Source organism: Achromobacter sp. FW305-C-28, assembly GCF_058783235.1.
Window position 1 is genome coordinate 141,599 of record NZ_JBYSYL010000009.1, and the last position, 22,493, is coordinate 164,091.

Below are 22,493 nucleotides of genomic sequence, written 5' to 3' on the forward strand. Positions count from 1 at the left end.
CCCGCGCTGGCGGCCCTTTTGGGGCGGCCCGGGGGCGGATCGGCAGGGGGTGCGTCACGATAGCATTCCCGCGCCGGTGCTAAATTCACCTTTTAGCGTTTCCCACCCTTTTCAACCCCTGTCCTCCCATTTCAGCAGGAACCGCCATGGAATTCAGCCAGTTCAACGTCAACGCCCTCATGGAGATCACCTCCCGCCCGGACCTCGTGTTCGTGCGCGGCCAGGGATCCTGGCTGGAGGATCACGCGGGCAAGCGATACCTGGACTTCGTCCAGGGCTGGGCCGTCAACACCCTGGGCCACTGCGCCCCGGAAATGCAGAAAGCCCTGCTCGAGCAGTCCAAACTGCTGATGAACCCGTCCCCGGCGTTCTACAACCTGCCGTCCATCGAACTGGCCCAGCGCCTGACCGGCGCCTCGGTCTTCGACCGCGTCTTCTTCGCCAACAGCGGCGGCGAAGCCAACGAAGGCGCCATCAAGCTGGCGCGCAAGTGGGGCCAGGTCAACAAGAAAGGCGCCTACAAGATCATCACCATGAACCACGGCTTCCACGGCCGCACGCTGGCCACGATGTCCGCGTCGGGCAAGCCGGGCTGGGACAAGATGTTCGCGCCGCAGGTCGAAGGGTTCCCGAAGGCGGAGATCAATGATCTGGAATCGGTGCGTGCGCTGATCGACGATCAGACCGTCGCCATCATGCTGGAACCCGTCCAGGGCGAAGCCGGCGTCATCCCCGCCACCAAGGAATTCATGCAGGGCCTGCGCAAGCTGGCCGATGAGCACAAGCTGTTGTTCATCGTGGACGAAGTGCAGACCGGTATGGGTCGTACGGGGACGATGTTTGCGTACCAGCAGTCGGACGTGGTGCCGGACATCATGACGCTGGCCAAGGGGATTGGTGGCGGTGTGCCGCTGGCGGCGTTGTTGGCGCGTCAGGAAGTCTGCGTGTTCTCGCACGGGGACCAGGGCGGCACGTATAACGGCAATCCGTTGATGGCGGCTGTGGGGGTGGCGGTGTTTGATGCGCTGGCTGCGCCTGGCTTTATGGAGTCGGTTAATGCGCGTGCCAAGCAGCTTTCGGAAGGGTTGTTGGCCTTGTCGGCCAAGTACGGCATGAAGGGCGAGCGTGGGATGGGGTTGCTGCGTGCGCTGGTGATGGATCGCGATGATGCTCCGGCGATTGTGGAAGCTGCGCGGAATCTGGCTCCGGCTGGGTTGCTGCTGAATGCGCCGCGGGGGAATTTGCTGCGGTTTATGCCGGCGTTGAATGTGACGGGTGAGGAAATCGATACGATGCTGACGCAGTTGGATGGGTTGATCGCACAGGTGCGTAAAGCGTAATTCGCCTCAATCGGTAGAAAGAAATGAAGGGCCGCAGCGTGAGCTGCGGCCCTTCATTTTTTTGTGTTCCAAGCTGTTGGAATAGGATGCGGGGGGATTTACAGCACCCTCGGCTAGCACTTATTCGACTGCAATATCTTCCAGTTCTTTCAGCGATTTCCCATCGGAATCAAACCAGCTTTGAGGGCCGCTGCGCGCAGTCCCTGCGATTAGCGCAGCGGCGTAGCTGGATGAGCTCATGAGTAAATCCTGTGTAAGTCGAAGATGGTCGCCTTCGTCAACGAGTCGTCCATCTGATAACAATTGGTCCTTCAGTTTGAGGAGCTTCGGATAGAGGCTGTCCGTATGTGATTTCGATGCTGTTGAGCCTTCCTTCAGTACGAAACCTTCGTCACTCTGTACTCCCGTGGCCTTCAACCTATGGACAGTGAAAGTCAGTTCCTTCCCTGCCACTAGACTTGGCGAAGCGATGACCGATGCAACCGGCTGTGATCTAGAGGTGTGAAGCAACGGTTCCAAAATTGGGTAGCCCAGCGTGCCGAGTATTAGTCGTATATCTTCCAGAAATTCCTCCATCGCCTCGCGGTCCGCTCTTGATAAGTTGGACTGCGTTGGAGTGTTTGCATTGTCGAGGCTGTATCTGCCAGCAGATTTTGCAAGACTGTCGAGTCTGGATTCGAGATATTTGACGTGTGATTTGGTGAGGTTGTCGTCCTTACTAGTAAAGATAACGACTTCATTCCAAAATTCCTTCTGCCTATCATGAGTGAGAAGCCTGTCTGATGCATTCTCTGATTCACCCACGTACGCCGTCGGTTGAGCATCACCCAGTCGAGCTTCGAACAAGAAATAGACGCCGGGCTTCGCTGTTTCTGGCCACTGCTTTAATTCGTCCAGCCGACTACGGGGGCACGCTGTCGCTTGTGCCGTTCTATTGATGATTTCCGCATGGCGTAGACCCATGACGGTCGCATCTGGCAAAAAAATCCTGACGGTTTTTCCAAACGGCATGTTTTTCTGGGGGAGAGGATTATGAAAAATGGAGAAATGCTGAGGATTTATTCTTAGGGGATTATAGTCGGAAGCTGATTTCAAATCCCGAGATGATGGCTGTTTTAGGCAAAGTCACTCGCCTAGAAGCAACGAGCGAACACGTGGGCCCTAGATATGAAGGCTGTAGCCTGACACCTTTAATTCATATGAGCCCAAGCCGCCCTACAAGCAACGCTACACACCGCGTGTTGTTTGCGAGGCATGTGGCGGTAACCTCCGCCGTGTGAGCGCAACCCTACGCCTAGAAATGAAGTCCGAGCTGTTGGCGAGTTAAACTCCGGATTTTTCAAGTTCACCCCAGGAGTTTTTACGTGAACACGGAAAACCATTCCCAGACTGCCGCCTTCCTCTGGTCGATTGCCGACCTGCTGCGCGGTGACTTCAAGCAGTCCCAGTACGGTCGCATCATCCTGCCGTTCACCTTGCTGCGGCGCATGGAGTGCGTGCTGGAGCCAACCAAGGAAGCGGTGATCCGTGAGTCCTATGCGCAGGAAGGCCGGCCTGATCTGGTACGTGAACGCTTGCTGTTGCGCGCTTCGGGGCAGCAGTTCTTCAACGCCTCCAAGTTGAGCCTAGGAACGCTGTCCGACGTCCAGACCGCCGCCGACTTGATGAGCTATGTGCAGTCCTTCAGCAAGGACGCCCGCGAGATCTTCGAGCACTTCCACTTTGAGGATTTCGTGGGGCAGCTCTCAGCCGCCAACCTACTGTATCAGGTGGTCGAGCGCTTTGCCGCTACCGATCTGAGCCCTGAGCGGATCAGCAACTTCGGCATGGGCATCATCTTCGAAGAGCTGATCCGCAAGTTCGCGGAAAGCTCCAACGAAACCGCCGGGGAGCACTTCACCCCGCGCGATATCGTGCATCTGACCACCTCGCTGGTGATTACCGGGCAGGACGACAAGCTCAAGCCCAACAGCATCGTCACCATCTACGACCCGACCGCCGGCACTGGCGGCTTCCTCTCCGAGGGTGACGAGTACATCCAGTCCATCAGTGAGAAAGTGACCGTATCGCTGCATGGCCAGGAACTGAACCCCGAGTCCTACGCCATCTGCAAGGCGGACATGCTGATCAAGGGCCAGGACGTTACCAACATCAAGCTAGGCAACACCCTGTCCGACGACCAACTGGCCGACAGCCGCTTCGACTTCATGCTCAGTAACCCGCCGTTTGGCGTGGAGTGGAAGAAGGTGCAGAAACAGATCACCGACGAGCATACCGAGAAGGGCTTCAACGGCCGCTTCGGCCCGGGGCTGCCGCGTGTGTCCGATGGCTCGCTGCTGTTCCTGTTGCACTTGGTCAGCAAGATGCGCGACCTGCGTGAAGGCGGCTCGCGCATTGGCATCATCCTCAACGGCTCGCCGCTGTTCACTGGTGGTGCCGGTTCGGGCGAGTCGGAGATTCGCCGTTACTTGCTGCAGAACGATTTGGTCGAAGCCATCATCGCCCTGCCCACCGACATGTTTTACAACACCGGCATCGCCACCTACGTGTGGGTGCTAAGCAACCACAAAGCCGCCGTGCGCCAAGGCAAGGTGCAGCTGATCGACGGCAGCCAGCACTTTGCCAAGATGCGCAAGTCGCTGGGCAGCAAACGCCAGTACATCACCGAGGAGCAGATCGACGAGCTGGTGCGCCTGTATGGCCGCTTCGAGGAAACCTTGCAGAGCAAGATCTTCCCGGTTGATGCCTTTGGCTACCGGCGCATCACTGTAGAACGCTCACTGCGTCTTAACTTCCAGACAAGTCCAGAGCGCATAGCCAAGGTGCTGGAAGAAAAGGTCATCGAGAAAATGATGGCTCCGGCCCGCCAGCGGCTGATCAGCGCACTAAAGGCCGTGGACGCCCGCGTGCTGCACCGCAACCGCGAGCAGTTCAGCAAGCTGCTGAAAAATTCGCTCAACGCCCAAGATGTATTCCCCAGCACACCAGAGTTGAAGGCCATCCTTAACGCTTTGAGCGAACGCGATCCTGAGGCGGATATCTGCACGGTCAAAGGCAAGGCGGAGCCGGATGCCAGCCTGCGCGACTATGAGAATGTGCCGTTGGACGAGTCGGTATACGACTACTTCGAACGCGAAGTGAAACCCCATGTGCCGGACGCGTGGATCGACGAGAGCAAGCGTGATGAGCAGGACGGCGAAGTCGGAGTAGTCGGCTTCGAGATTCCCTTCAACCGCCACTTCTATGTGTTCCAGCCACCACGTCCGTTGGAAGAGATCGACAGCGATCTGAAGGCTTGCACTGACCGGATCAAGCAGATGATCGAAGGGCTGTCGGCATGAGCTTTCCGAAGTATCCGGCGTACAGGAATTCTGGGGTTGAATGGCTAGGAGAGATCCCGGAGCATTGGGCGGTACTCACTGCTAAACGGCTATTCCGCAATGTACGAGATTCGGCTAAGCCTTGTGCTGAACAGTTGGCGGCAACCCAGGCGTATGGCGTGATTCCTCAAAAGGATTTCATGGAAAAGAACGACACTAAAGTTGTTCTGGCGCTTTCTGGCACTGAGAGCTTTCGGGAGGTGAGAGTCAACGACTTTGTGATAAGCCTGAGATCATTCCAGGGTGGCATAGAATACTCAGCATATGATGGGTGTGTTAGTCCTGCATATACAGTTCTTCGATGCAGAGATGTGGCAAATATTTTTCCTGGCTATTTCAGGTACCTGCTTAAGGCGCGCTCTTATATCTCTGCATTGCAGTCCGTAACGACGGGAATTAGAGAGGGGCGGACAATTACATATGAGCAGTTCGGCTCGTTATCTATGCCAGTTGCTCCAGTGGCAGAACAAGCGGAAATCGCCCACTTTCTCGACCATGAAACCGCCCGGATTGACGCGCTGATCGACGAGCAGCAGCGCCTGATCGAACTGCTCAAGGAAAAGCGCCAGGCCGTGATCGCCCACGGCGTCACCAAAGGACTCGACCCAACGGTGCCGATGAAGGACTCCGGAGTGGAGTGGCTGCGTGAGATACCACAGCATTGGCAGGTCGGGGCGCTAGGGTATTTTGCTGGAATTGATACAGGGGCTACCCCTGATAGAGGAACTCCCGAGTATTGGGGCGGAGATATACCTTGGATAAAGACTGGCGAGGTTAACTACGAGAATATCTTTCAGGCCGAAGAGAATATAACCCGCGAAGGCGTTAAGAATTCCGCTGCCAAGGTTGCTCCAAAAGGAACCTTGCTAATGGCTATGTATGGGCAGGGGGTCACGCGCGGGAGGGTAGCTATTTTAGATATTGAGGCAGCCTACAATCAGGCCTGCGCGGGGATCTTTGTGGGTAGTCGTATTCGCGTAGAGTATCTGCGCTTATTTTTCATTGCTGCGTATCCGCACATTCGGGATGGCGGTAACGAAACTAGTCAAATGAACTTGAGCTCTGGGCATATCGCAAAGATCAAGATTACGGTTCCGCCCATAAATGAGCAGATATCCATAGAGTATTTTCTTAATGCAGAGATGGCGAGTTTCGATTCTTTGATTAACGAAGCAGGACTGTTGGCTAATCATCTTCAAGAACGCCGCTCAGCCCTAATCTCCGCCGCAGTCACCGGCAAAATCGACGTGCACAGTTGGCAACCACCGGCCAGCACCCAAGCCCCAGAATCCGTACGCGAGGCCGTATAAATGGCGGACAGCAAGGAAGCTCAATTCCAGCAAGACATCATCGCTGCCATGATCGCCCAGGGCTGGCGTACCGGCCCAGCCAGTGGCTATGACCGGCGTACGGCGCTGTATACCGAGGACTTTCTCGGCTACTTCCAGGAAGCCTGGCCGGAGCGCTGGGACAAGTTCGCCAAGGCCAATCCGAGCAATCCGGAAGGCGTGCTGGTGCAGAAGTTGGTGCGCGAGCTGGAGCAGGATGGCACTCTCGATGTGCTGCGCCATGGCTTCAAGCTACCGGGGGTAAAGGTCGAGGCCTGCAGCTTTAAGCCCGACCACGGAATGAACCCGGACACCCTCAAGCGCTACCAGTGCAACCGCCTGCGCGTGGTGCCGGAGGTGTCCTACTCGCCGCATTACCGGGAAGGGGAGTACAACCCGCGACTGGATCTGGTGCTGTTCGTCAATGGCATTCCCACCGCCACGCTGGAGCTGAAAAGCGAGTTCAAGCAGTCGGTGGAAAACGCCAAGCGCCAGTATCGCTACGACCGCCCGGTAAAAGACCCGCTGACGCGCAAGCCCGAGCCGCTGCTGACCTTCAAACGCGGCACGCTGGTGCACTTTGCCGTGAGCCAGGATGAGGTGGCGATGACCACCAAGCTGGCCGGCAAGGAGACCTTCTTCCTGCCGTTCAACCTGGGCAGCCTCGACGGCGGTGCCGGTAACCCGCCAGCGCCGGATGACAGCCAGTACGCCACCGGCTACCTATGGCAGCGCCTGTTCCAGCCTGATGCCTGGCTCAAGGTGCTGGGCCGCTTCCTACACTTTCAGAAGACTGTGAAAGAAGATGCCGACGGCAATCGCGTTACCAGTGAAACCCTGATCTTCCCGCGCTACCACCAGTGGGAAGTGGTGAACAAGCTGATCGAGACCAGCCGAGCCGAAGGGCTGGGCAAGCGTTACCTGATCCAACACAGTGCCGGCTCCGGTAAGTCCAACTCCATTGCCTGGACGGCGCATCAACTCGCCTCGCTTTACGATGCCGAGGGCCAGCGGCTGTTCAACTCGGTGATCGTGATTACCGACCGTACCGTATTGGACAAGCAGCTGCAGGAAACCATTTACCAGTTCGAGCACGCCCAGGGCGTGGTGAAGTGCATCACCCGGGATATCGGCAACCAGAGCAAGTCTGAGCAGCTGGCCGAGGCGCTGGCCGAGCAGACGCGCATCGTCATCGTCACCATCCAGACCTTCCCGGCGCTGTTCGATGCGCTGGACAAGTACCCCAGACTGGCTAGCGGCCGCTATGCGGTTATTGCCGACGAGGCGCATTCCTCGCAGACAGGTTCATCGGCCAGCAAGCTGAAGCAGATCCTCGGGAGCGATGCACCGGATGCGGAAGAGATCAGTGCAGAGGAACTGCTGGATGCTGCCGTGGCCGCACGCGGACCGAACGAGCGCATCAGCTACTACGCCTTTACCGCCACGCCCAAGGCCAAGACCCTGGAGCTGTTCGGTCGTGAGCCTGATCCAACGCAGCCACGCGGCCCTGACAACAAGCCCGAGGCGTTCCACCTGTACTCCATGCGCCAGGCCATCGAAGAAGGCTTTATCCTCGATGTGCTCCAGAACTACGTCACCTACAGCACAGCCTGGAAGATCGCCCACCCGGACGGTGACGAGGAAGTGGACTCGAAGAAGGCGCGTATGAAGCTGGCGCGCTGGGTGCGCCTGCATCCGTACAACGTCAGCCAGAAGGTGGAGGTGATTGTCGAGCACTTCCGCGCCAATATCCGCCACCTGCTAGGCGGCCAGGCCAAGGCCATGGTGGTCACCAGTAGCCGGCAGGAAGCGGTGCGCTACCAGTTGGCGGTGCAGGCCTATGTAAAGCAAATGGGCTACAACGATGTGCATCCGCTGGTGGCCTTCTCCGGCAGCGTATTGCCGGATGGGGTGATCCCGGAGGAGGTGACGGAAAGCAGCAGCCTGCTCAACCCCGGCCTGAATGGGCGAGACTTGGCGGAAGCCTTCGATACCCAGGACTTCAACGTGATGATCGCCGCCAATAAGTACCAGACAGGCTTCGATCAGCCCAAGCTGTGCGCCATGTACGTGGACAAGAAGCTGCAGGGCGTGGACTGCGTGCAAACCCTGTCGCGCCTGAACCGTACCTTCCCCGGCAAGCAGACCTTCATCCTCGACTTCTTCAACGACGCCCAGGACATTCTCGAGGCCTTCCTGCCGTACTACACCAAGGCCGAACTGACCGACGTAACTGACCCGCAGCTCATCTATGACCTGCAGAAGAAGCTGGATGCCGAGGGTATTTACCACTGGGAAGAGGTGGCCGCGTTTGCGCTTGCCTTCTTCAATCCCAAGGCAGCCGCCAGCAAGCTCAGCTACTACTGCGCCCCGGCCAGGGAGCGCTTTGCCAAACGCTACAAGCTGGCGCAGGAATCACGCCAGCATGCGCTGAACTTCAAGCGTACCGCCGAGCAGAACGGTGACAGCCTGGGCGAGAAGAAGGCCGAGGCAGCAGTTAAGGAGGCCGGTGAGCAGGTGGATCAACTCGATCTGTTCCGCAAGAATCTGCAGAGCTTTGTGCGCCTGTACGAATTCCTCTCGCAGATCATTCCATATGAGGATCGCGAGCTGGAGCAGCTGTGCGTGTACGCCAAGCACTTGTACCCCCTGCTGCGCGTGGATCGGCTGGAGCATGAGGACGTTGATGTGGGTGAACTGCAACTTAGTCATTACCGCCTGGCAAAGCGTGCTGAACATCAGCTACGGCTGAATGAAGAGCAAGGTGTCTATGGCCTCGACCCGGCCAGCGCGTTGGGCAGCGGCAAGGCATATGACTCGGAGAAGAAGCGGCTTTCGGAAATAATCGAGGCACTGAACGATATCTTCGGTGCAGAGGTGAGTGATGAAGATCAGTTGGAGTTCCTCACCGGCATTGCCAATCGCATTAGCCGCCAGGAGGACGTGATGGCCCAGGTGAACAACCACTCGGTTGAACAGGTGATGCACGGCCTTTTTCCTAAACGCGTGCTCGACACCGTGCTGGATGCCATGACTGACCACGAGAAGCTATCGCTAGAAGTGTTGGATAGCGAAACCAAGAGCCGAGCGTTTGCGCTGGTGATTTTGAAGATGCTTACGTCGGCGGCAGGTCTCGATGAGAGTGGTTTTCGAGGCGGCAAGCAGGGTTAGACGTGACTATGGCAATTCCGGATTTTCAAGACGACCTGACGCTGCTCCTCAGCGATTGGTGCGAGCATATATAGCGGTGGTGCCGCTCGACGCAGGACGGCAATCGAAGCGTAGCAGCCGTTGGAAAGCGCGCATCTGATGGCATGATTTGGGTGCAGCTGAAATGTCACTCACGAACACAGGGGCGGATCAGCTCACGTATACTCCCCCCACTACCGCACCACCGGTAGCCCGGTTTGGAAGCCGGCAATGTCTTTGGCGGACCGCCGCCGCTCTGGCGGCTTTTTCATGTCCGAGCGCCTTTGCACGTCCCTATGGGCGGGCCTTGGCGAGGGTGCGTTCGCGCACGCCGGTTTCCAAAGACGCCGGTCTTCCAACCTTGCCTCGTGCCCGCCCACCCCATTTGGAAGTGGGGAGCGGGCTTCATCAGTCTTTGGAGCCCTTCATGCAATCCCACCCCCTCACCCAGAACCCCTGGCTAGTCGACACCGACCCCGAACACGGCTTCGTTCCCCTAGCCCCGCTCTACAACATCGAACGCGCCCGCTTCGCGATCGAGACCATCGCGCGCCTCGTCGGCAACAGCGCCGCTGAGCCTGACGCGACCGGCGCACAGCCGTTGGATGCATGGACCATCACCGCATTGATGGGCGGTGTGGAAGGCCTGTGCGCGCATGTGGGCACCTTGACCGACGCCCTGCTGGAATCCGCGCGTGCCTGCACGGATGACGCAAGCCTGGGCTGCCTTACCCACGACGCGCCCAGATCGATGCAGTAGGCCTGCTCAGACGGCTCGGGCCTGACAATGCGATGCGCATCAAGCCCCAGCCGTCACACCAGAGCCGCCAGCCAAACCGTCACCCAAGCCCTCCCCCACCCGTCGAAACGCCCGTCGATACATCATCGGGCTCGTTCCCACGATCCCCAAGAAATGCTCCCGCAGCGACACCGCTGACCCAAACCCCACCGCCATCGCGACCCTCTCCACGGGTAGGTCCGTCGTCTCCAGCATCCCCCGCGCACGATTCACCCTGGCCTGGATTACCCACTGCAGGGGACTCACCCCCAGCAGTTCCTGAAACCGCCGATTCAACGTCCTGACGCTGACCGCAGCCTGGTCGGCCAGCGCGCGCACGGTGAGGTTCTCGCCCAGCCGGCCTTCTATCCAATGCAGCAATTGCGTCAGATCTGTATGCGACGTGGGCGTTGGCCTGACGATGAACTGCGCCTGCCCGCCCGTGCGTTCCAGCGGCACCACCGCCAACCGCGCGCTATTGGCTGCGACGGCCGCGCCGTGATCGCGCTTGATCATGTGCAGGCACAGATCCATGCCGGCCGCTGCACCCGCGGATGTGAGCACCTGACCGTTGTCGACGAACAGCACGTTGGGGTTCACCTGAATCTTCGGATAGCGCTGCGCCAGCTGATCAGCGGCTTTCCAATGGGTGGTGGCCTTCAGGCCGTCGAGGATGCCGCTGGCGGCCAGGACAAACGCGCCCGTGCAGATGGAGGCAATCCGGGCGCCCGCCGCATGGGCGTGCCGAACGACGTCCACGATGTCGTTCGGCACGTCTTGCCTGGGGTCTGCCAAGCCGGGAATGACGATGGTGTTCGCCGTGCGCGCCACGTCGAGCCGCGCTCGGACGTGCAGGTCGTAGGCATGGCTCTTGACGCGCGGCCGGCTGGCGCAGACGTCGACGTGGTACGGCAAACGTCCGTCGAGCGTTTCGGCAAGCTGGAAGATCTCGCAAGGCATGGCGAGGTCGCCCGCAACCAGGCCGTCAAAGGCGAGGACGGCGACGCGGTGAGGGGCTGGCTTGGGCATGCATCAAGTTCCGAAGGGTTGGGCTGGAGGTGCGTTTGGGACGGGCGGCTGGGGCTGGCAGATCAGACGGCCGGACCCGCTTGGAGTGGCGGGGACAGGCGGATCTGGGCGGCCACGCCCGTTTGGCGCGGCAGTGGCGGCCGGATAAGGACGCCAGCCCCACTTTGGACGACCGATACCGACGGATCTGGCAATCAAACCCACTTGGCCGATTTCTTTCGAAGATTGGCATTTTGGCCAATGGCCGTCAATGCCGCCACCCCCGACAATGCGGCTGATCCCATCACCAGGCACCACCGCCATGTCCCTGAAAGACCCCGACCCCTCAACCCCTGCCCTGTTCAAATGGGCGGCCATGCTGGAAGGCGTGACGCTGCTCGTCCTGCTGGGCATCGCGGTGCCGTTGAAGCACCTGGCCGGCGTGCCCAATGTGGTGTCGTGGGTGGGGCCGGTGCATGGGGTGGCGTTCATGGTCTACCTCGCGCTGGCCTGCAATGTGGCGGCGGCGCAGGGGTGGCCGCGCAAGCGGCTGGTGTGGACGCTGGTGGCGACGGTGGTGCCGTTTGGCGGCTTTGTAATTGCGCGGTCGCTGGGCCGCACGGTGCGGGCGTAGGCGATGGCGTATCTGCTGATCAAGTCGCTGCACCTGGTGCTGGTGCTGTTCTGGGTATCGGGGATGGTGGTGCAGGCGTTCGTGCTGGCGGCGGCCGACAAGCTGCCGGGGCCGGCGCTGCCGCAGGAACTGGCGCGGCTGCGCCTGCTGCGCAAGTGGGAGCGCATGCTGACCACGCCGGCGATGGTGGGCGCGCTGGCCAGCGGTGTGTATCTGGCGACCCGCGCGGGGTGGTTTGGCAGCGGATGGCTGTCGGTGAAGCTGGCGCTGGTGCTGGCCCTGGCGGCGGTGCATGGAATGCAGGCGGGGCGGTTGCGGCGGCTGGCCGACGTGGCGGGGGATGCGGGCGACCTGGGACGCGGACGGCTGTTGCCGGTGGTGCTCACGGTGCCGGTGCTGATTGTGCTGCTGGTGGTGGTGAAGCCGTTCTGACGCTGGCCAGGGTGGGAGGGCCCACAGCCCCTGGGCTGATAGTCCGGATTCTGGAAAAAATAGGCCAATAAATCGGCAAATAGAGCGGCAAAATAACCGGAAGTTTTTTCGACGGCAGAGTGGTCAATTTCATTGAAGAATCCTGAAAATTCAATGGAATAGAGACCGGACAAATTGGAAAAAAAACCGGCAAAAGTTCAGGTGCATTTTGAGGCACCGCGTGTCGGCTCGCGATTCCGACACGAACCCCCCGCCCGAAGGCCATTCGATCTGGCCCCGCCCGGTGTTCCTGCGTAAACTCTCCGCATGCTACGCATCGAAAACCTCACCAAGCGCTACGGCGACTACGTCGTCTTCCAAGGCCTGACGCACACGTTCCCGCCGGGTTGCGTGGCGCTGTGCGAAGAAGACAGCACGGGCAAATCCAGCTTGCTGGGCATCATCGCGGGCGTGGTCGCGCCGGATGCCGGCGACGTCTGGATCGACGGCCATTCGCTGACGCACGCGCCGCAAGCGGCCCGAGCCCGGCTGGCGTATGTGCCGGACAACTGCCTGACGGCGCCGATGCAGACGGGCCGTGGCTTGCTTGCGCAGGTGGCGTCCGAGAAAGGCGTGCCGCTGGACGACGCCACGCTCGATCTGGCGCGCCGCCTGGGCCTGGAGCCGCACCTGGACAAGCGCTTCGAGCAGATGTCGACGGGCACGCGCCGCAAGGTCTATCTGACGGCGGCCAACCTGGGGCATCCGGCGGTGGTGATTGCCGATGGCGCGAGCAACGGCTTGGATACGGCGGCGCGCAATGTGCTGGCCGAGGTGTTCAAGACCTGGGCGCAAGACCGCGTGGTGTTGTTCGCCAGCCATGACCCCGAGCTGGTGCAGGCGTGTGGCGCGCGCTCGGTTGAAGTCACGGCGCTGCGCTAGCGTCAGGCGTCTTCCAGAAACCCCAACGTACGCAGCTCGGCAATCGCGCCCAGCTCTTCGTCGCGCCGCTTCTTGGGCGCGGCCAGCGACGCGGCCATCAGCATGGCGGGATGGTCTGACTCATCGAATCCCCTCAGCACGCTGTCGGCAATGGGAAAGGCCTGGGCAAAGCGTTTGTCCAGGGCCTGGTGGCCGGGATAGCGGCCTCGCTTGTCGAGGATGACCTGAGTCCGCGGATCGCGTTTGATCAGGTGCAGGGGCACGCCTTCGCAGCGCAGGCCCAGCAGCTTGGCTTCGCTGATGTCCAGGGCCCAGTCGGTGTTGGCGTAGAACGCGGCGCGGGCGGCGGCGAACTGGGCCAGGCGCGGGCCGTCTTGGCAGAAGGCTTCGGGGGCGAGGTTGAGGTTGATCTTGCCGATCTTGCCGGCCAGTGTCACGCGCCGAAAGAATGAGGCCCACACGAGCAGGATGGGGTTGGTGGACAAGTCCTGAACCACCACGTCTTCGAACACGCAGGGCATGATCATCGCGTTGACGGCGCGGCAGCCGGACAGGCGGACGTGCTGCACGCGTGACATGCGTGCGGGAATCTTCACCATCGACAGGCTGCAGTTGTCGAACGTGCAGTCGTGCAGATGCAGGTTCTGAAAATGGGATTGGCCTTTGTCATGGGCCATCTGCAATGTCGCGCCTTCGATTTTCTGCATCGTGCGCTCGCGCCTGGGTTGGATGATGTCGCCGCGGGTGCCCATGCAATGGGCCTTGGCGATCGCAGGTCACTTCGGGCCATACACGTCCCCGACGACACGGGGGGCATCGCAAGCCGCGGGTCCGGCCGCGGGCTTGCCATGCGATGGTCGCGGCTTGCCTTGCGGCTTACTTCTCGGCGTATTTCTTCTTGGCCGCGTCGTAGACGTAGGTGACCGTGTCGGCCGCGCCCAGCTGGCGGGTCTTGCCCGGCCCGGTGATCATGGTGCCGCTGGGCGTGACGGTCAGGCGGGGCATGTCGCTGCCGGCCTGCGCGGCAAAGCCCAGTTTGCCGCTGCGGGTGGCGCAAGGCATGACTTCGCCGCCGTCGCAGGCGGCGGCGTTGTCGTCGCCGGTGAGGATGCTGCCGATGTAGGTCCAGACGTGTTCCTTGACCTCGTCGCGCGGGCCGATGTTGAAGACGAACAGGGCGTAGCCTTCGAAGCTGACGCCGTTCTCGAAGCCTTCGGTGGGCACGGCCAGCACCAGCTTGCCGGCGGGGGTGCGGTATTCAAGCGGCTTGCGGCGGGTGTCGACGTTTTCGGGGCGCTCGTAGGCGCCGAACTCGCCGATCGTGAATTCCAGGCCGCGGAATTTCCAGGGGCGTTCGGGCGACGAGCCGGTCAGGGTGAAGGTGACTTCGGACAGGTTGACCTGGGTGTCGGGGCCGGCTTCTTCGATGGGCTTGCCGTACGTGGCGCGGGTGTGCCAGACAAAGCCGGTGAAGTAGCGGGTGCCGTCCAGGTCAAAGGCATGGCCGAACCAGTAGTTGACCACGCTGCCGTCGCGCATCTGATAGGTATCGGCGCCGTTGGTGTCGACTTCGTAGATGATGTTCAACACGGTGGGCGCGTCGGGCGGCGTCACGGCGGCGGCCTGGGCGACGTCCAGCTTGGTGGGGGTGGCCGGTTCGGCGGCGGTGGCGGCGGGCGCGAATACCGTGGCCAGGGTGGCGGCGCACAGGCCGGCCACGGCGGCGCGCAAGCGGCGGGTGGGGAAGCGAGCGTTCGGACGGGTTTGCATGTTGGATATCTTCTTGTCGGACTCGTGAAAAGCGCCTTGTGCTTGCCTGCCCTGGCAAGCGATTGCCGGGGCAAGCCCCTCCCGGGTGACGGCCTGGATCTTCAGTGCCGCCCGCGTCTGGGCGCAATGTGCGGCGCCATGTTAGTGGGCCGCCCGGCTACGCGTCGGACAGCAGTTTGCCAATTGTGTCGGACTGCAATTGATGAGCCTGGCTGACGGATCGCCGGGCGGCTGCCGGCCGCGGGCGTCAGCGTGCGTTGCAGCCGTGTGCGTTGCCGCGTTGTCAGGCCAGCAACGACAAGGCGTGATCCAGCGATAGCACGTGGGTGCGCGAGGCGAAGGCCGTGGCGAACAGATGCTCGTGCACGACCGGGTCCGGATCAAAGCAACAGTCCTTGACGGTGTAAAGCCGGAAGTCCGCATCACTGGCATAGGCGATGGACGACAGCATGACGCCGGTGGACGCGATGCCGGCCATGATGAGCGTATCGACGCCCTGGGCGGACAGGCGCAGTTCCAGGTCGGTGCCGAAGAACACGCTGGCGCGGTGGGCAATGATGACGGGTTCGTGGATCTGCCGCCCAAGTTCGGGCGAGATTTCGTCGTCGGTGAACAGGCCCATCTGCTTGATGCCCTGGCCGTTCTTGTTCAGCGGGCTGACCTCGGGATAGTCGGGGCTGAAGTGGATCTTGGCGAAATAGACGGCAATGCCGGCGTGCCGCGCGGCGTCGCAGAGCTGGCGCGTGTTGGCGAGCAAGGTGGGGGCAACCGACGGGAACAGCGTGGTGATGTCGGTCTGGTAGTGCATGACCAGCAAGGCGGTTTTTGCCGGTTCGATGGCGTGCTCGGCATCAGCGCGTGGCGACATGGCGGGTCTCCTCCAGTTTGTGGACATCGAGTCCCATGCGTCGACCCGACGCGAGCAAGTGGGCAGCCGCCGCTGCTCTTGCGAGAGCAGGGTCCTTGGCATGAATGGCCTGGAACAACAATTGGTGCTCTGCTTGCGCGGGTCGGGAACCGTCCGCGAGCTTGGCGGAGTTCTTCCACCCCATCTCGCGCGCTTTTAGCAACTGTCCTTCTATAAAGCTGCTGAACGCGACCAGGTAGGCATTGTGGGTGGACGCGGCGATGGCGGCGTGGAAATCCACGTCGGCTTTGGACGCGGCAGAATAATCGCCGGCGTGCCGGTCCATGCGCTTGAGGGCGTCGCGCATCCTGGCCAGATCGGACGGCTTGCGTCGCAAGGCTGCGGATTCTGCGGCGGCAGTCTCCATCCAGAATCTCATTTCGAACAGCTGGGCCTGGTCCTTGTTCGAGGATTCGCCTCTCGGCAAACGAAATACGCTGCCGGCAGGGTTGGCGGCGACGTAGGCGCCTACGCCCTTGGTCGTGACGAGGATGCCGTCCGCCTTCAATTGGGAGATGGCCTCGCGGATGACCGGACGGCTGCAGCCCAATGTCCTGGCAAGCTCCTGTTCGGCGGGAAGACGCGCGGCGGGCGCCAGCCTGCCTTCCGAGATCTCTTTCCGTATCGCGGCAATCACTTGGTCGACCAAGGTCATGGGACGCTCAATGACTTGCATGTTTCCTTCCTGAGCAGAAACCACAAAGGGGGCCCACAAGGCCGGGCAATGGCAAGGCAAAGGTCGCGCCGCGCTCACGGATTTGCCCTGGGGCAATGATATCGCTTGGGGCCGTGGCCTTAGCGTGATTCGGGTTTTCCCGAGTATCAGAATCGGACATTTCGCTATGCACGCGCATTTTTGCCTTGCTATCCTGTCTTACAGCCTTACAGCAAATCGTCCCGTCAACAGGACTTCCCGGTCGTGTCGGCGATAGCCAAAAAACACCGCCCAGGAGCCGCCCCGCATGTCGTCCCCTTCTGATAACACCGTGGCGCTCCCTCAGGCCCACGACGGCCTGCCGGGCCGTCAAAGGCTCTGGGCGGTGTCGACCCTGATCCTGGGCAGCGCAATCGCCACGCTGGACACCTCCATCGCCAACACGGCGTTGCCTACGATCGCGGCTGATCTGCGCGCAACGCCCGACGCCTCGATCTGGATCATCAATGCGTACCAGATCGCCATGGTTGCCACATTGCTGCCGTTCGCAGCGCTGGGCGATCTTGTCGGTCACCGGCGTGTCTTTCAGTACGGGCTGCTGGTATTTGTGCTGGCCTCGCTGGCATGCGGCCTGGCCGATTCCCTGCCGATGCTGGTCGCCGCGCGCGTGCTGCAAGGCGTCGGCGCATCGGGCATCCTGGGCGTCGTCACTGCGTTGATACGCCTGATCTATCCGCGCAGTCAGATGGGCCGTGCACAGGGGCTGAATGCGTTCACGGTGGCGGTCTTCTATGTCGTCGGGCCATCGATGGCCTCGGCGGTGCTGGCGGTCAGCACGTGGCCTTGGCTGTTCCTGATCAATGTCCCCTTGGGCGCATTGGCCATGGTGATGGCATGGCGGACGTTGCCGCATAACGTGCCGACTCGGGCATCTCTGGGTTTCGACGGCGTCGCCGCCGTATTGCTGGGCGCGGCTTTCGCCTTGGCGTTGCTGGCGCTGGGCGACGCGGCGCACTACGCCGGTTGGCCGCGTGTCCTGCTCGAAGCGGGAGCCGCGGCAGTATGTTGCGCACTATTGCTGCGCCGACAACGTGCGCATCCCGCCCCGATGTTGCCGATAGACCTGCTGCGCCGACCGCCGTTCGCCATGTCCGTGGCGACCTCCATGCTGTCCTACGCGGCGCAAGGGTTGGCGCTGGTTGCGCTGCCCTTTCTCTTCCAGATGGGCCTGGGGCGCTCGGGTATCGAGACCGGCCTGTTGCTGACGCCGTGGCCAATCGTCGTGGCGGTTGTCGCGCCCATTGCGGGCTATCTGTCCGAAAGCCGCCCGGTGGCGCTGCTGTGCGGCTGCGGACTGCTGGTGATGTGTATCGGCATGATCCTGGTCGCACTGCTGCCCGCCAATGCATCCGATGCCGACATCATCTGGCGGCTGGCCGTATGCGGCGCGGGTTTCGGGTTTTTCCAGGCCCCCAATCTTAAAGCCTTGACGACCAGCGCGCCGGCTGAGCGCAGTGGCGCCGCCAGCGGCGTCATTCCCACCTCCCGTTTGATCGGGCAGGCGACAGGCGCCGCGCTGGTGGCGGCATGTTTTGCCGTCGATGCGCAAGGCGCCGCCGCCGCGGCGCTATGGATTGGCGCATTGATCGCAGGCATTGCCTGCCTGGTCAGTTTCCTGAGAGTGATGGTTCACGAGTGATTCAGAAAATTCTAATTATGGCGACATCGCTTGGCGATGAACTGCCCAACGCATGGCGGGAATGCCTGGAAAACGCGCTCTGACAACGAGAATGCCTATACCTTTGGATAGCTTTGCGATGCAAACAACATGAATACTATGTGACATGCGAATGGAGAAAGTAGTCATCCCGAGCATGTGTGCAACGTTGCCGCCGGTGCCTGTCTCGCACCAACCTGCTGCGTGTCCCGCAACCAGAGAATGACGCTGACTTCACCGCGATCGTAGTCTCGTCCCGGCACGGACAGCGTCGCGCGTTGTCACGCCCTTCAAGGGCGCGCGTGGTGGGCGACGTTTGCTCCAAGAAATCAGCCGGTCTATGTGAAAGAACGTTGCATCGCCACGATGCTTCTCCAGTTACCCACGGAGCTACACATGAATCGAGTGCGTCATTCCGGCATACAACATCCGGCACCCTACTTCAACGAAGCGGAAGGCTTGAAGAGAAAGGCCAAGATCGACCGCTATCTGGACCAGAAAATGGAGGAGTGGCGGCAGACCATTCCCTATGCCTCACATATGAAAGACTCCAGCATCAACATGGCGTACTACCGTCGCACGTTGATCGAGCACATCTGGCGCATTCGCCTGTCGCGCGTCAGCCAGTCCAAGGCCATCTACAAGATTGCCCAGATCTCGCCGTCGGCCGCGCAGGATTATGCGCATTACCAGGCTGACGAAATGCAGCATGACAAACTGTATATCCATGACTGCGAAGCGGCGGGCGTGACGATGCAGGAGGTCATGAAGACGGAGCCTTATCTGTCGACGCGGCTGTTCGAGGGGTTCTTCTACTACACCCTGGAACACGAGCATCCCATGGCCCCGGTGGTGTCCAACTACCTGGTGGAATACACCCAGGCCAAGCTGCAGCCGGACATTGTGAAGAACCTGCGCTCCACGCTGGGCCACGAAATGGTCAAGGGCCAGGAAGCCCATCTGACCGTCGACACGCGCGACGATCATTCCATGGAAATGTGGAAGATACTCAACCAGCTCATTCTCAGCGAGGACGACTACAACGCCGTCTTCAAGTACATCGACGACGTCCAGGCCATCCTGGCGATGTTCTTTCGTGAGATCTACGAAGACACGGTACAGAGGCCGGCGGAGAAAGCGGTGGCCTGATACGGCACCCGCTGCATAGTTCATGGCCGCCCGGCAGAGGGCATGCGGGCGCGGCCAGCGCTTTCACGATTCTGTGGGCGTCAGATCCGGTATTGCCGGACCTGCCCAGCTTTCAACTTACGTGGAGAACGTATGTACCTGCGCGTCGAACCGATCAAGGAACTGGGGACCCAAATGAGCGTCCCGGCGTCCAAGCCCGAAACGCAGCGCGCGATTCTGGCAGCCACGCTCGCGGATGGAACCTCTATCATCCGCAACGACTTGCGTTGCACCGAAACCGAGACCATGAAGATCGCGTGCCGGCAACTCGGCGCACGCATCGAGGAAGCCGACGGTGCCTTGTACGTGACCGGAACGGGCGGCCAGTTTGCCTCCAATGTCGAAGTGATTGACGCCAAAGGTTCAGGTCTGGTGTTACGCACAATGATGGCGTTGAGCTGCATGAAGGCCACCCCGACCATCCTGACCGGCGACGCGACTTTACGTGGTCGCGTGATGCTACCCCTGTTCGATGGCCTGCGACATCTTGGTGCGAATTTCACCTATCTCGCCGATGAAGGCAAGGCACCTGTGATCAACTGGGGCGGGTCTCTGACGGGCAAGCACTGCGGGCTGGCCGGGAACATCAGCTCGCAGTTCATCACAGCGATGCTGATGGCTGCACCGCTTACGCGGCACGGCGTCAGCCTGACCGTCACGCCACCGGTATTGTCGCAATCCTACCTGGCGCAAACGGTGGACACCATGCGCCAGTGCGGCCTTGATGTCCACGTCGACACCGATTACACGCAATACGTCGTAGCACCTGGCACCTATCGCCCATTCGAAGCGCGCATCAATGCGGACTACACGTCACTGTCCTATCTGTTGATGGCGTGCGCGATCTTCCCAGGCCGCTACCGCATCAGCGGTGTGCAGCCAGAAACGCTGCAAGGCGAAAAGCTCTTTGCCGGCATCGTCCAGGCGCTGGGCGTGCGGTTGCGGTACGACGATGCCGACAAGCTGCATGTGGATAGCGGCGGCGCGCGGCTGGAAGGCAACTACGCCTTCGATGTCAGCCACGGCCCGAACATCATTCCGACGCTGGTCGCACTGAGTCTCTTCGTGCGCGGCGCGTTTACGGTGACGGGCGGTTCCGTGACACGTTTCCATAAGTCGTCGAGGGTGGAGTCAATGATCGGTGAGGTTCGCAAGCTCGGCGCCGACATCGAAGTGCTCTACAACGCCGAGGGCCATGTCGACGGCTTCGTCACACGCGGCCGGGCCAGCTATGGGGGCGGCGTAGCCCTGAGCAGTCGAGGCGATCATCGCAACTTCATGTCTCTGTTCGTCGCGTCGTTGCGTTGCGAACAGGCCTGCCACCTGGACGGCTACGCGGACGTGATCTGTTCCTTTCCGGATTTCATCGATCAGTTCCGCAGTCTGGGTGTTCAATGCGCGACGGTCACGCAGTACTACCTGGAAGCGACTGATGAATAGTACGCCGCAGGCGCCACGCCGGTGCCTGCGATCCGACTGAAATGTCGCAAAGGCGATGCAGGAGATAAATGTGGCTGGGAACATCAAGCTTCATACGCGCAGGACGTCCCAAGATGCGCCTGGCGATCAGACCGGGCCAGGTGGCGTCAGCGAAGCCAGGCCACATTTTCCTGCGCCGCGGGCGTTGCACGCTAGCGGCTCGAGTCTGGACAAGGCGTGCCGCCATGACGGGGGGATGTCCTATATTTCCTTGTCGTCTCGCCAGCATGAGATTCTTCAACACATCATCGACGGTCACCAGAACAAGACCATCGCGGACCTGCTCGGCATTGAGCTGGTGACCGTCAAGATGCACATCGGCCTGCTGTTCAAGAAGCTCGGTGTGACCAACCGGACCATGGCGGCGGTACGAGGTGTTGAACTGCAGCACGCTGCGGAAAGCATGGCTACGCGGCGGCGTGGCGCGCGCTTTAAGGGGCCGAAGCTGCGGCAAGGGACCAACAAGTAAGCATTGCCTGCAGTGGTACGCACCAGAATGCGAGGCCGGCCATGAACCCCGAGCCGGACCCGGTGGGCGCCCGGCGCGCCCCACCTTGGCAAGGGGCGCTATGCGGCCGCAGCGACTGCGGCCGCCACTGACGGCATGACCTGCTCATCGAAGATATCAGGGATGATGCATCCCGCATCCAGCATGGCGCCATCGACCAATCCGGCCAAGGCATAGACCGCGGCACATTTCATCGCGTCGTTGAAGCGCGATGCGCCGCTGTCGAGCGCCCCTCTGAACAGACCGGGGTATGCGAGGCCGCCATCGATCTGGTTCGGCAGGTCGCTGCGGCCAGTGGCGACGATGGCGGCCAGGCCTGCGGTCTCGCTGGGAAGAATCTCCGGGTTGGGATTGGCCAGTGCAAACACGATGGGATCGCGCGCCATGCGCGCCAGGTCTTCCTGGGTGATGACGCCCGGCCCCGATACGCCCAGGAAGACATCAGCACCTGCCATCACGTCGCGCAAGGTGCCGGTCTCATGCAAGGGGTTGGTATGTGCCGCAAACCAGGCCTTGGACGCGTTCAGGTCGGTGCGGTTGCGATGTATGGCGCCGGCGCGGTCGCAGGCGATCAACCGTTTCACCCCCAGGGCCAGGAAAATCTTGGCGCAGCCCGTTCCCGCGGCACCGGTGCCCACCATGACCACCTTTATCCTATCCAGACGCTTGCCGACCCGCTTGAGGGCATTGATCAGCGCGGCGCCTGCCGAGATGGCGGTGGCATGTTGGTCGTCGTGCAGAACCGGAATCTGTAACTGCCGCTGCAATTGGTCCTCGATCTCGAAACAGCGGGGTGCGGATATGTCTTCAAGCATGATCGCTCCGAACCCAGGGGCAATCCGCCGTACGGTGTCGATGATCTCGTCGGTGCGCTTGGTATCCAGGCAGATCGGCACGGCATTGATGCCCGCGAACCGCTCGAATATCAGTGCCTTGCCTTCCATGACGGGCAGTGCCGCCTTCGGGCCGACGTCGCCGATGCCGGACACTGCCGTGCCATCGGTAACGATGGCCACGGTATTCTGGCGCATCGTATAGCGCGACAGCAGCGCGGGATTGCGCTGAATGGCCGACGCTACATAGGCGAAGCCTGGCGTATATAGCAGCGCCAGGTCTTCCCGGGATTCGATGCGCTTGCGACCGCGAATTTCGAGCTTGCCGCCCAGATGGGCGTCGAATGCCGGGTGGGTCAGGTCTTGTAGCGCAAGCGATGAATCAATCATGAGTTCCCCCTGAGCGCGGTCGTTGCAAGGCGTTTG

Annotated in this window: 19 protein-coding genes; 12 read left to right on the forward strand and 7 right to left on the reverse strand. The window is 61.1% G+C overall.

Going from position 1 to position 22,493, the window contains the following annotated elements:
- Window positions 1–146 precede the first annotated feature (146 nt).
- On the forward strand, window positions 147–1,340 hold the full coding sequence (locus AC3WMR_RS21480) for an acetylornithine transaminase (RefSeq protein ID WP_492264854.1): 1,194 nt from the start codon (window positions 147–149) through the stop codon (window positions 1,338–1,340).
- A gap of 120 nt (window positions 1,341–1,460) precedes the next feature.
- Here AC3WMR_RS21480 and AC3WMR_RS21485 read toward each other — a convergent pair whose 3' ends face one another.
- On the reverse strand, window positions 1,461–2,435 hold the full coding sequence (locus AC3WMR_RS21485; RefSeq protein WP_492264855.1) for a GIY-YIG nuclease family protein: 975 nt from the start codon (window positions 2,433–2,435) through the stop codon (window positions 1,461–1,463).
- Window positions 2,436–2,704: 269 nt separating this feature from the next.
- Here AC3WMR_RS21485 and AC3WMR_RS21490 point away from each other — a divergent pair, with 269 nt between their 5' ends.
- The 4 genes from AC3WMR_RS21490 to AC3WMR_RS21505 all read left to right on the forward strand — a co-directional run bounded on the left by AC3WMR_RS21490 (window position 2,705) and on the right by AC3WMR_RS21505 (window position 9,997).
- On the forward strand, window positions 2,705–4,681 hold the full coding sequence (locus AC3WMR_RS21490) for a type I restriction-modification system subunit M (protein WP_492264856.1): 1,977 nt from the start codon (window positions 2,705–2,707) through the stop codon (window positions 4,679–4,681).
- Window positions 4,678–6,030, forward strand: coding sequence for a restriction endonuclease subunit S (locus AC3WMR_RS21495; RefSeq protein ID WP_492264857.1), 1,353 nt, complete (start codon window positions 4,678–4,680; stop codon window positions 6,028–6,030). The genes AC3WMR_RS21490 and AC3WMR_RS21495 overlap by 4 nt, the downstream gene beginning before the upstream one ends.
- Entirely contained in the window at window positions 6,031–9,219 is a 3,189-nt protein-coding gene (locus tag AC3WMR_RS21500; RefSeq protein WP_492264858.1) for a type I restriction endonuclease subunit R, read from the forward strand. It begins immediately after the preceding gene.
- A 445-nt stretch (window positions 9,220–9,664) separates the two neighbouring features.
- Complete coding sequence (locus AC3WMR_RS21505) at window positions 9,665–9,997, forward strand: hypothetical protein (protein ID WP_492264859.1); 333 nt, start codon at window positions 9,665–9,667, stop codon at window positions 9,995–9,997.
- Window positions 9,998–10,036: 39 nt separating this feature from the next.
- Here the strand turns inward: AC3WMR_RS21505 and AC3WMR_RS21510 are convergent, their stop codons facing one another.
- Window positions 10,037–11,044 carry a GlxA family transcriptional regulator gene (locus tag AC3WMR_RS21510; protein ID WP_492264860.1) on the reverse strand — a complete coding sequence of 336 codons (1,008 nt, stop codon included), beginning with the start codon at window positions 11,042–11,044 and terminating at the stop codon, window positions 10,037–10,039.
- 301 nt (window positions 11,045–11,345) lie between these two features.
- Between AC3WMR_RS21510 and AC3WMR_RS21515 the strand changes: the two genes are divergently transcribed.
- From AC3WMR_RS21515 to AC3WMR_RS21525, 3 genes are all read left to right on the forward strand, one after another.
- Window positions 11,346–11,657 carry a DUF3817 domain-containing protein gene (locus AC3WMR_RS21515; protein WP_492264861.1) on the forward strand — a complete coding sequence of 104 codons (312 nt, stop codon included), beginning with the start codon at window positions 11,346–11,348 and terminating at the stop codon, window positions 11,655–11,657.
- 3 nt (window positions 11,658–11,660) lie between these two features.
- The gene (locus AC3WMR_RS21520; RefSeq protein WP_492264862.1) at window positions 11,661–12,089 is read left to right on the forward strand and encodes a CopD family protein; all 429 of its coding nucleotides are present in this window, start codon (window positions 11,661–11,663) and stop codon (window positions 12,087–12,089) included.
- Window positions 12,090–12,395: 306 nt separating this feature from the next.
- Window positions 12,396–13,010, forward strand: a complete 615-nt coding sequence (locus AC3WMR_RS21525; RefSeq protein ID WP_492264863.1) for an ABC transporter ATP-binding protein — start codon at window positions 12,396–12,398, stop codon at window positions 13,008–13,010.
- 2 nt (window positions 13,011–13,012) lie between these two features.
- Here the strand turns inward: AC3WMR_RS21525 and AC3WMR_RS21530 are convergent, their stop codons facing one another.
- The 4 genes from AC3WMR_RS21530 to AC3WMR_RS21545 form a co-directional block, all read right to left on the reverse strand.
- On the reverse strand, window positions 13,013–13,762 hold the full coding sequence (locus tag AC3WMR_RS21530) for a hypothetical protein (RefSeq protein ID WP_492264864.1): 750 nt from the start codon (window positions 13,760–13,762) through the stop codon (window positions 13,013–13,015).
- A 124-nt stretch (window positions 13,763–13,886) separates the two neighbouring features.
- Entirely contained in the window at window positions 13,887–14,780 is an 894-nt protein-coding gene (locus tag AC3WMR_RS21535) for a hypothetical protein (protein WP_492264865.1), read from the reverse strand.
- 283 nt (window positions 14,781–15,063) lie between these two features.
- Window positions 15,064–15,648, reverse strand: coding sequence for a cysteine hydrolase family protein (locus tag AC3WMR_RS21540; protein ID WP_492264866.1), 585 nt, complete (start codon window positions 15,646–15,648; stop codon window positions 15,064–15,066).
- Window positions 15,632–16,342, reverse strand: a complete 711-nt coding sequence (locus AC3WMR_RS21545; protein WP_492264867.1) for a FadR/GntR family transcriptional regulator — start codon at window positions 16,340–16,342, stop codon at window positions 15,632–15,634. The genes AC3WMR_RS21540 and AC3WMR_RS21545 overlap by 17 nt, the downstream gene beginning before the upstream one ends.
- Window positions 16,343–16,649: 307 nt before the next feature.
- Here AC3WMR_RS21545 and AC3WMR_RS21550 point away from each other — a divergent pair, with 307 nt between their 5' ends.
- The 4 genes from AC3WMR_RS21550 (at window position 16,650) to AC3WMR_RS21565 (ending at window position 21,195) form a co-directional block, all read left to right on the forward strand.
- A complete protein-coding gene (locus AC3WMR_RS21550) occupies window positions 16,650–18,041 on the forward strand; it encodes an MFS transporter (RefSeq protein ID WP_492264868.1) in 1,392 nt (463 codons plus the stop codon).
- Window positions 18,042–18,455: 414 nt separating this feature from the next.
- Window positions 18,456–19,208, forward strand: coding sequence for a hypothetical protein (locus AC3WMR_RS21555; RefSeq protein ID WP_492264869.1), 753 nt, complete (start codon window positions 18,456–18,458; stop codon window positions 19,206–19,208).
- A 132-nt stretch (window positions 19,209–19,340) separates the two neighbouring features.
- The gene (locus tag AC3WMR_RS21560) at window positions 19,341–20,687 is read left to right on the forward strand and encodes a 3-phosphoshikimate 1-carboxyvinyltransferase (RefSeq protein ID WP_492264870.1); all 1,347 of its coding nucleotides are present in this window, start codon (window positions 19,341–19,343) and stop codon (window positions 20,685–20,687) included.
- A 235-nt stretch (window positions 20,688–20,922) separates the two neighbouring features.
- Window positions 20,923–21,195 (forward strand): response regulator transcription factor, encoded by a 273-nt coding sequence (locus AC3WMR_RS21565; RefSeq protein WP_492264871.1) that lies wholly within the window; start codon window positions 20,923–20,925, stop codon window positions 21,193–21,195.
- Window positions 21,196–21,293: 98 nt separating this feature from the next.
- Here the strand turns inward: AC3WMR_RS21565 and AC3WMR_RS21570 are convergent, their stop codons facing one another.
- Window positions 21,294–22,457 carry an NAD(P)-dependent malic enzyme gene (locus AC3WMR_RS21570; protein WP_492264872.1) on the reverse strand — a complete coding sequence of 388 codons (1,164 nt, stop codon included), beginning with the start codon at window positions 22,455–22,457 and terminating at the stop codon, window positions 21,294–21,296.
- Window positions 22,458–22,493: the final 36 nt, after the last annotated feature.

Coding starts and splice junctions, on each gene's coding strand:
- AC3WMR_RS21480 (WP_492264854.1), top strand. CDS start 147: ATGGAATTCAGCCAGTTCAACGTCAACGCCCTCATGGAGATCACCTCC.
- AC3WMR_RS21495 (WP_492264857.1), top strand. CDS start 4,678: ATGAGCTTTCCGAAGTATCCGGCGTACAGGAATTCTGGGGTTGAATGG.
- AC3WMR_RS21500 (WP_492264858.1), top strand. CDS start 6,031: ATGGCGGACAGCAAGGAAGCTCAATTCCAGCAAGACATCATCGCTGCC.
- AC3WMR_RS21505 (WP_492264859.1), top strand. CDS start 9,665: ATGCAATCCCACCCCCTCACCCAGAACCCCTGGCTAGTCGACACCGAC.
- AC3WMR_RS21510 (WP_492264860.1), bottom strand. CDS start 11,044: ATGCCCAAGCCAGCCCCTCACCGCGTCGCCGTCCTCGCCTTTGACGGC.
- AC3WMR_RS21515 (WP_492264861.1), top strand. CDS start 11,346: ATGTCCCTGAAAGACCCCGACCCCTCAACCCCTGCCCTGTTCAAATGG.
- AC3WMR_RS21520 (WP_492264862.1), top strand. CDS start 11,661: ATGGCGTATCTGCTGATCAAGTCGCTGCACCTGGTGCTGGTGCTGTTC.
- AC3WMR_RS21525 (WP_492264863.1), top strand. CDS start 12,396: ATGCTACGCATCGAAAACCTCACCAAGCGCTACGGCGACTACGTCGTC.
- AC3WMR_RS21530 (WP_492264864.1), bottom strand. CDS start 13,762: ATGGGCACCCGCGGCGACATCATCCAACCCAGGCGCGAGCGCACGATG.
- AC3WMR_RS21535 (WP_492264865.1), bottom strand. CDS start 14,780: ATGCAAACCCGTCCGAACGCTCGCTTCCCCACCCGCCGCTTGCGCGCC.
- AC3WMR_RS21540 (WP_492264866.1), bottom strand. CDS start 15,648: ATGTCGCCACGCGCTGATGCCGAGCACGCCATCGAACCGGCAAAAACC.
- AC3WMR_RS21545 (WP_492264867.1), bottom strand. CDS start 16,342: ATGACCTTGGTCGACCAAGTGATTGCCGCGATACGGAAAGAGATCTCG.
- AC3WMR_RS21550 (WP_492264868.1), top strand. CDS start 16,650: ATGTCGTCCCCTTCTGATAACACCGTGGCGCTCCCTCAGGCCCACGAC.
- AC3WMR_RS21555 (WP_492264869.1), top strand. CDS start 18,456: ATGAATCGAGTGCGTCATTCCGGCATACAACATCCGGCACCCTACTTC.
- AC3WMR_RS21560 (WP_492264870.1), top strand. CDS start 19,341: ATGTACCTGCGCGTCGAACCGATCAAGGAACTGGGGACCCAAATGAGC.
- AC3WMR_RS21565 (WP_492264871.1), top strand. CDS start 20,923: ATGTCCTATATTTCCTTGTCGTCTCGCCAGCATGAGATTCTTCAACAC.
- AC3WMR_RS21570 (WP_492264872.1), bottom strand. CDS start 22,457: ATGATTGATTCATCGCTTGCGCTACAAGACCTGACCCACCCGGCATTC.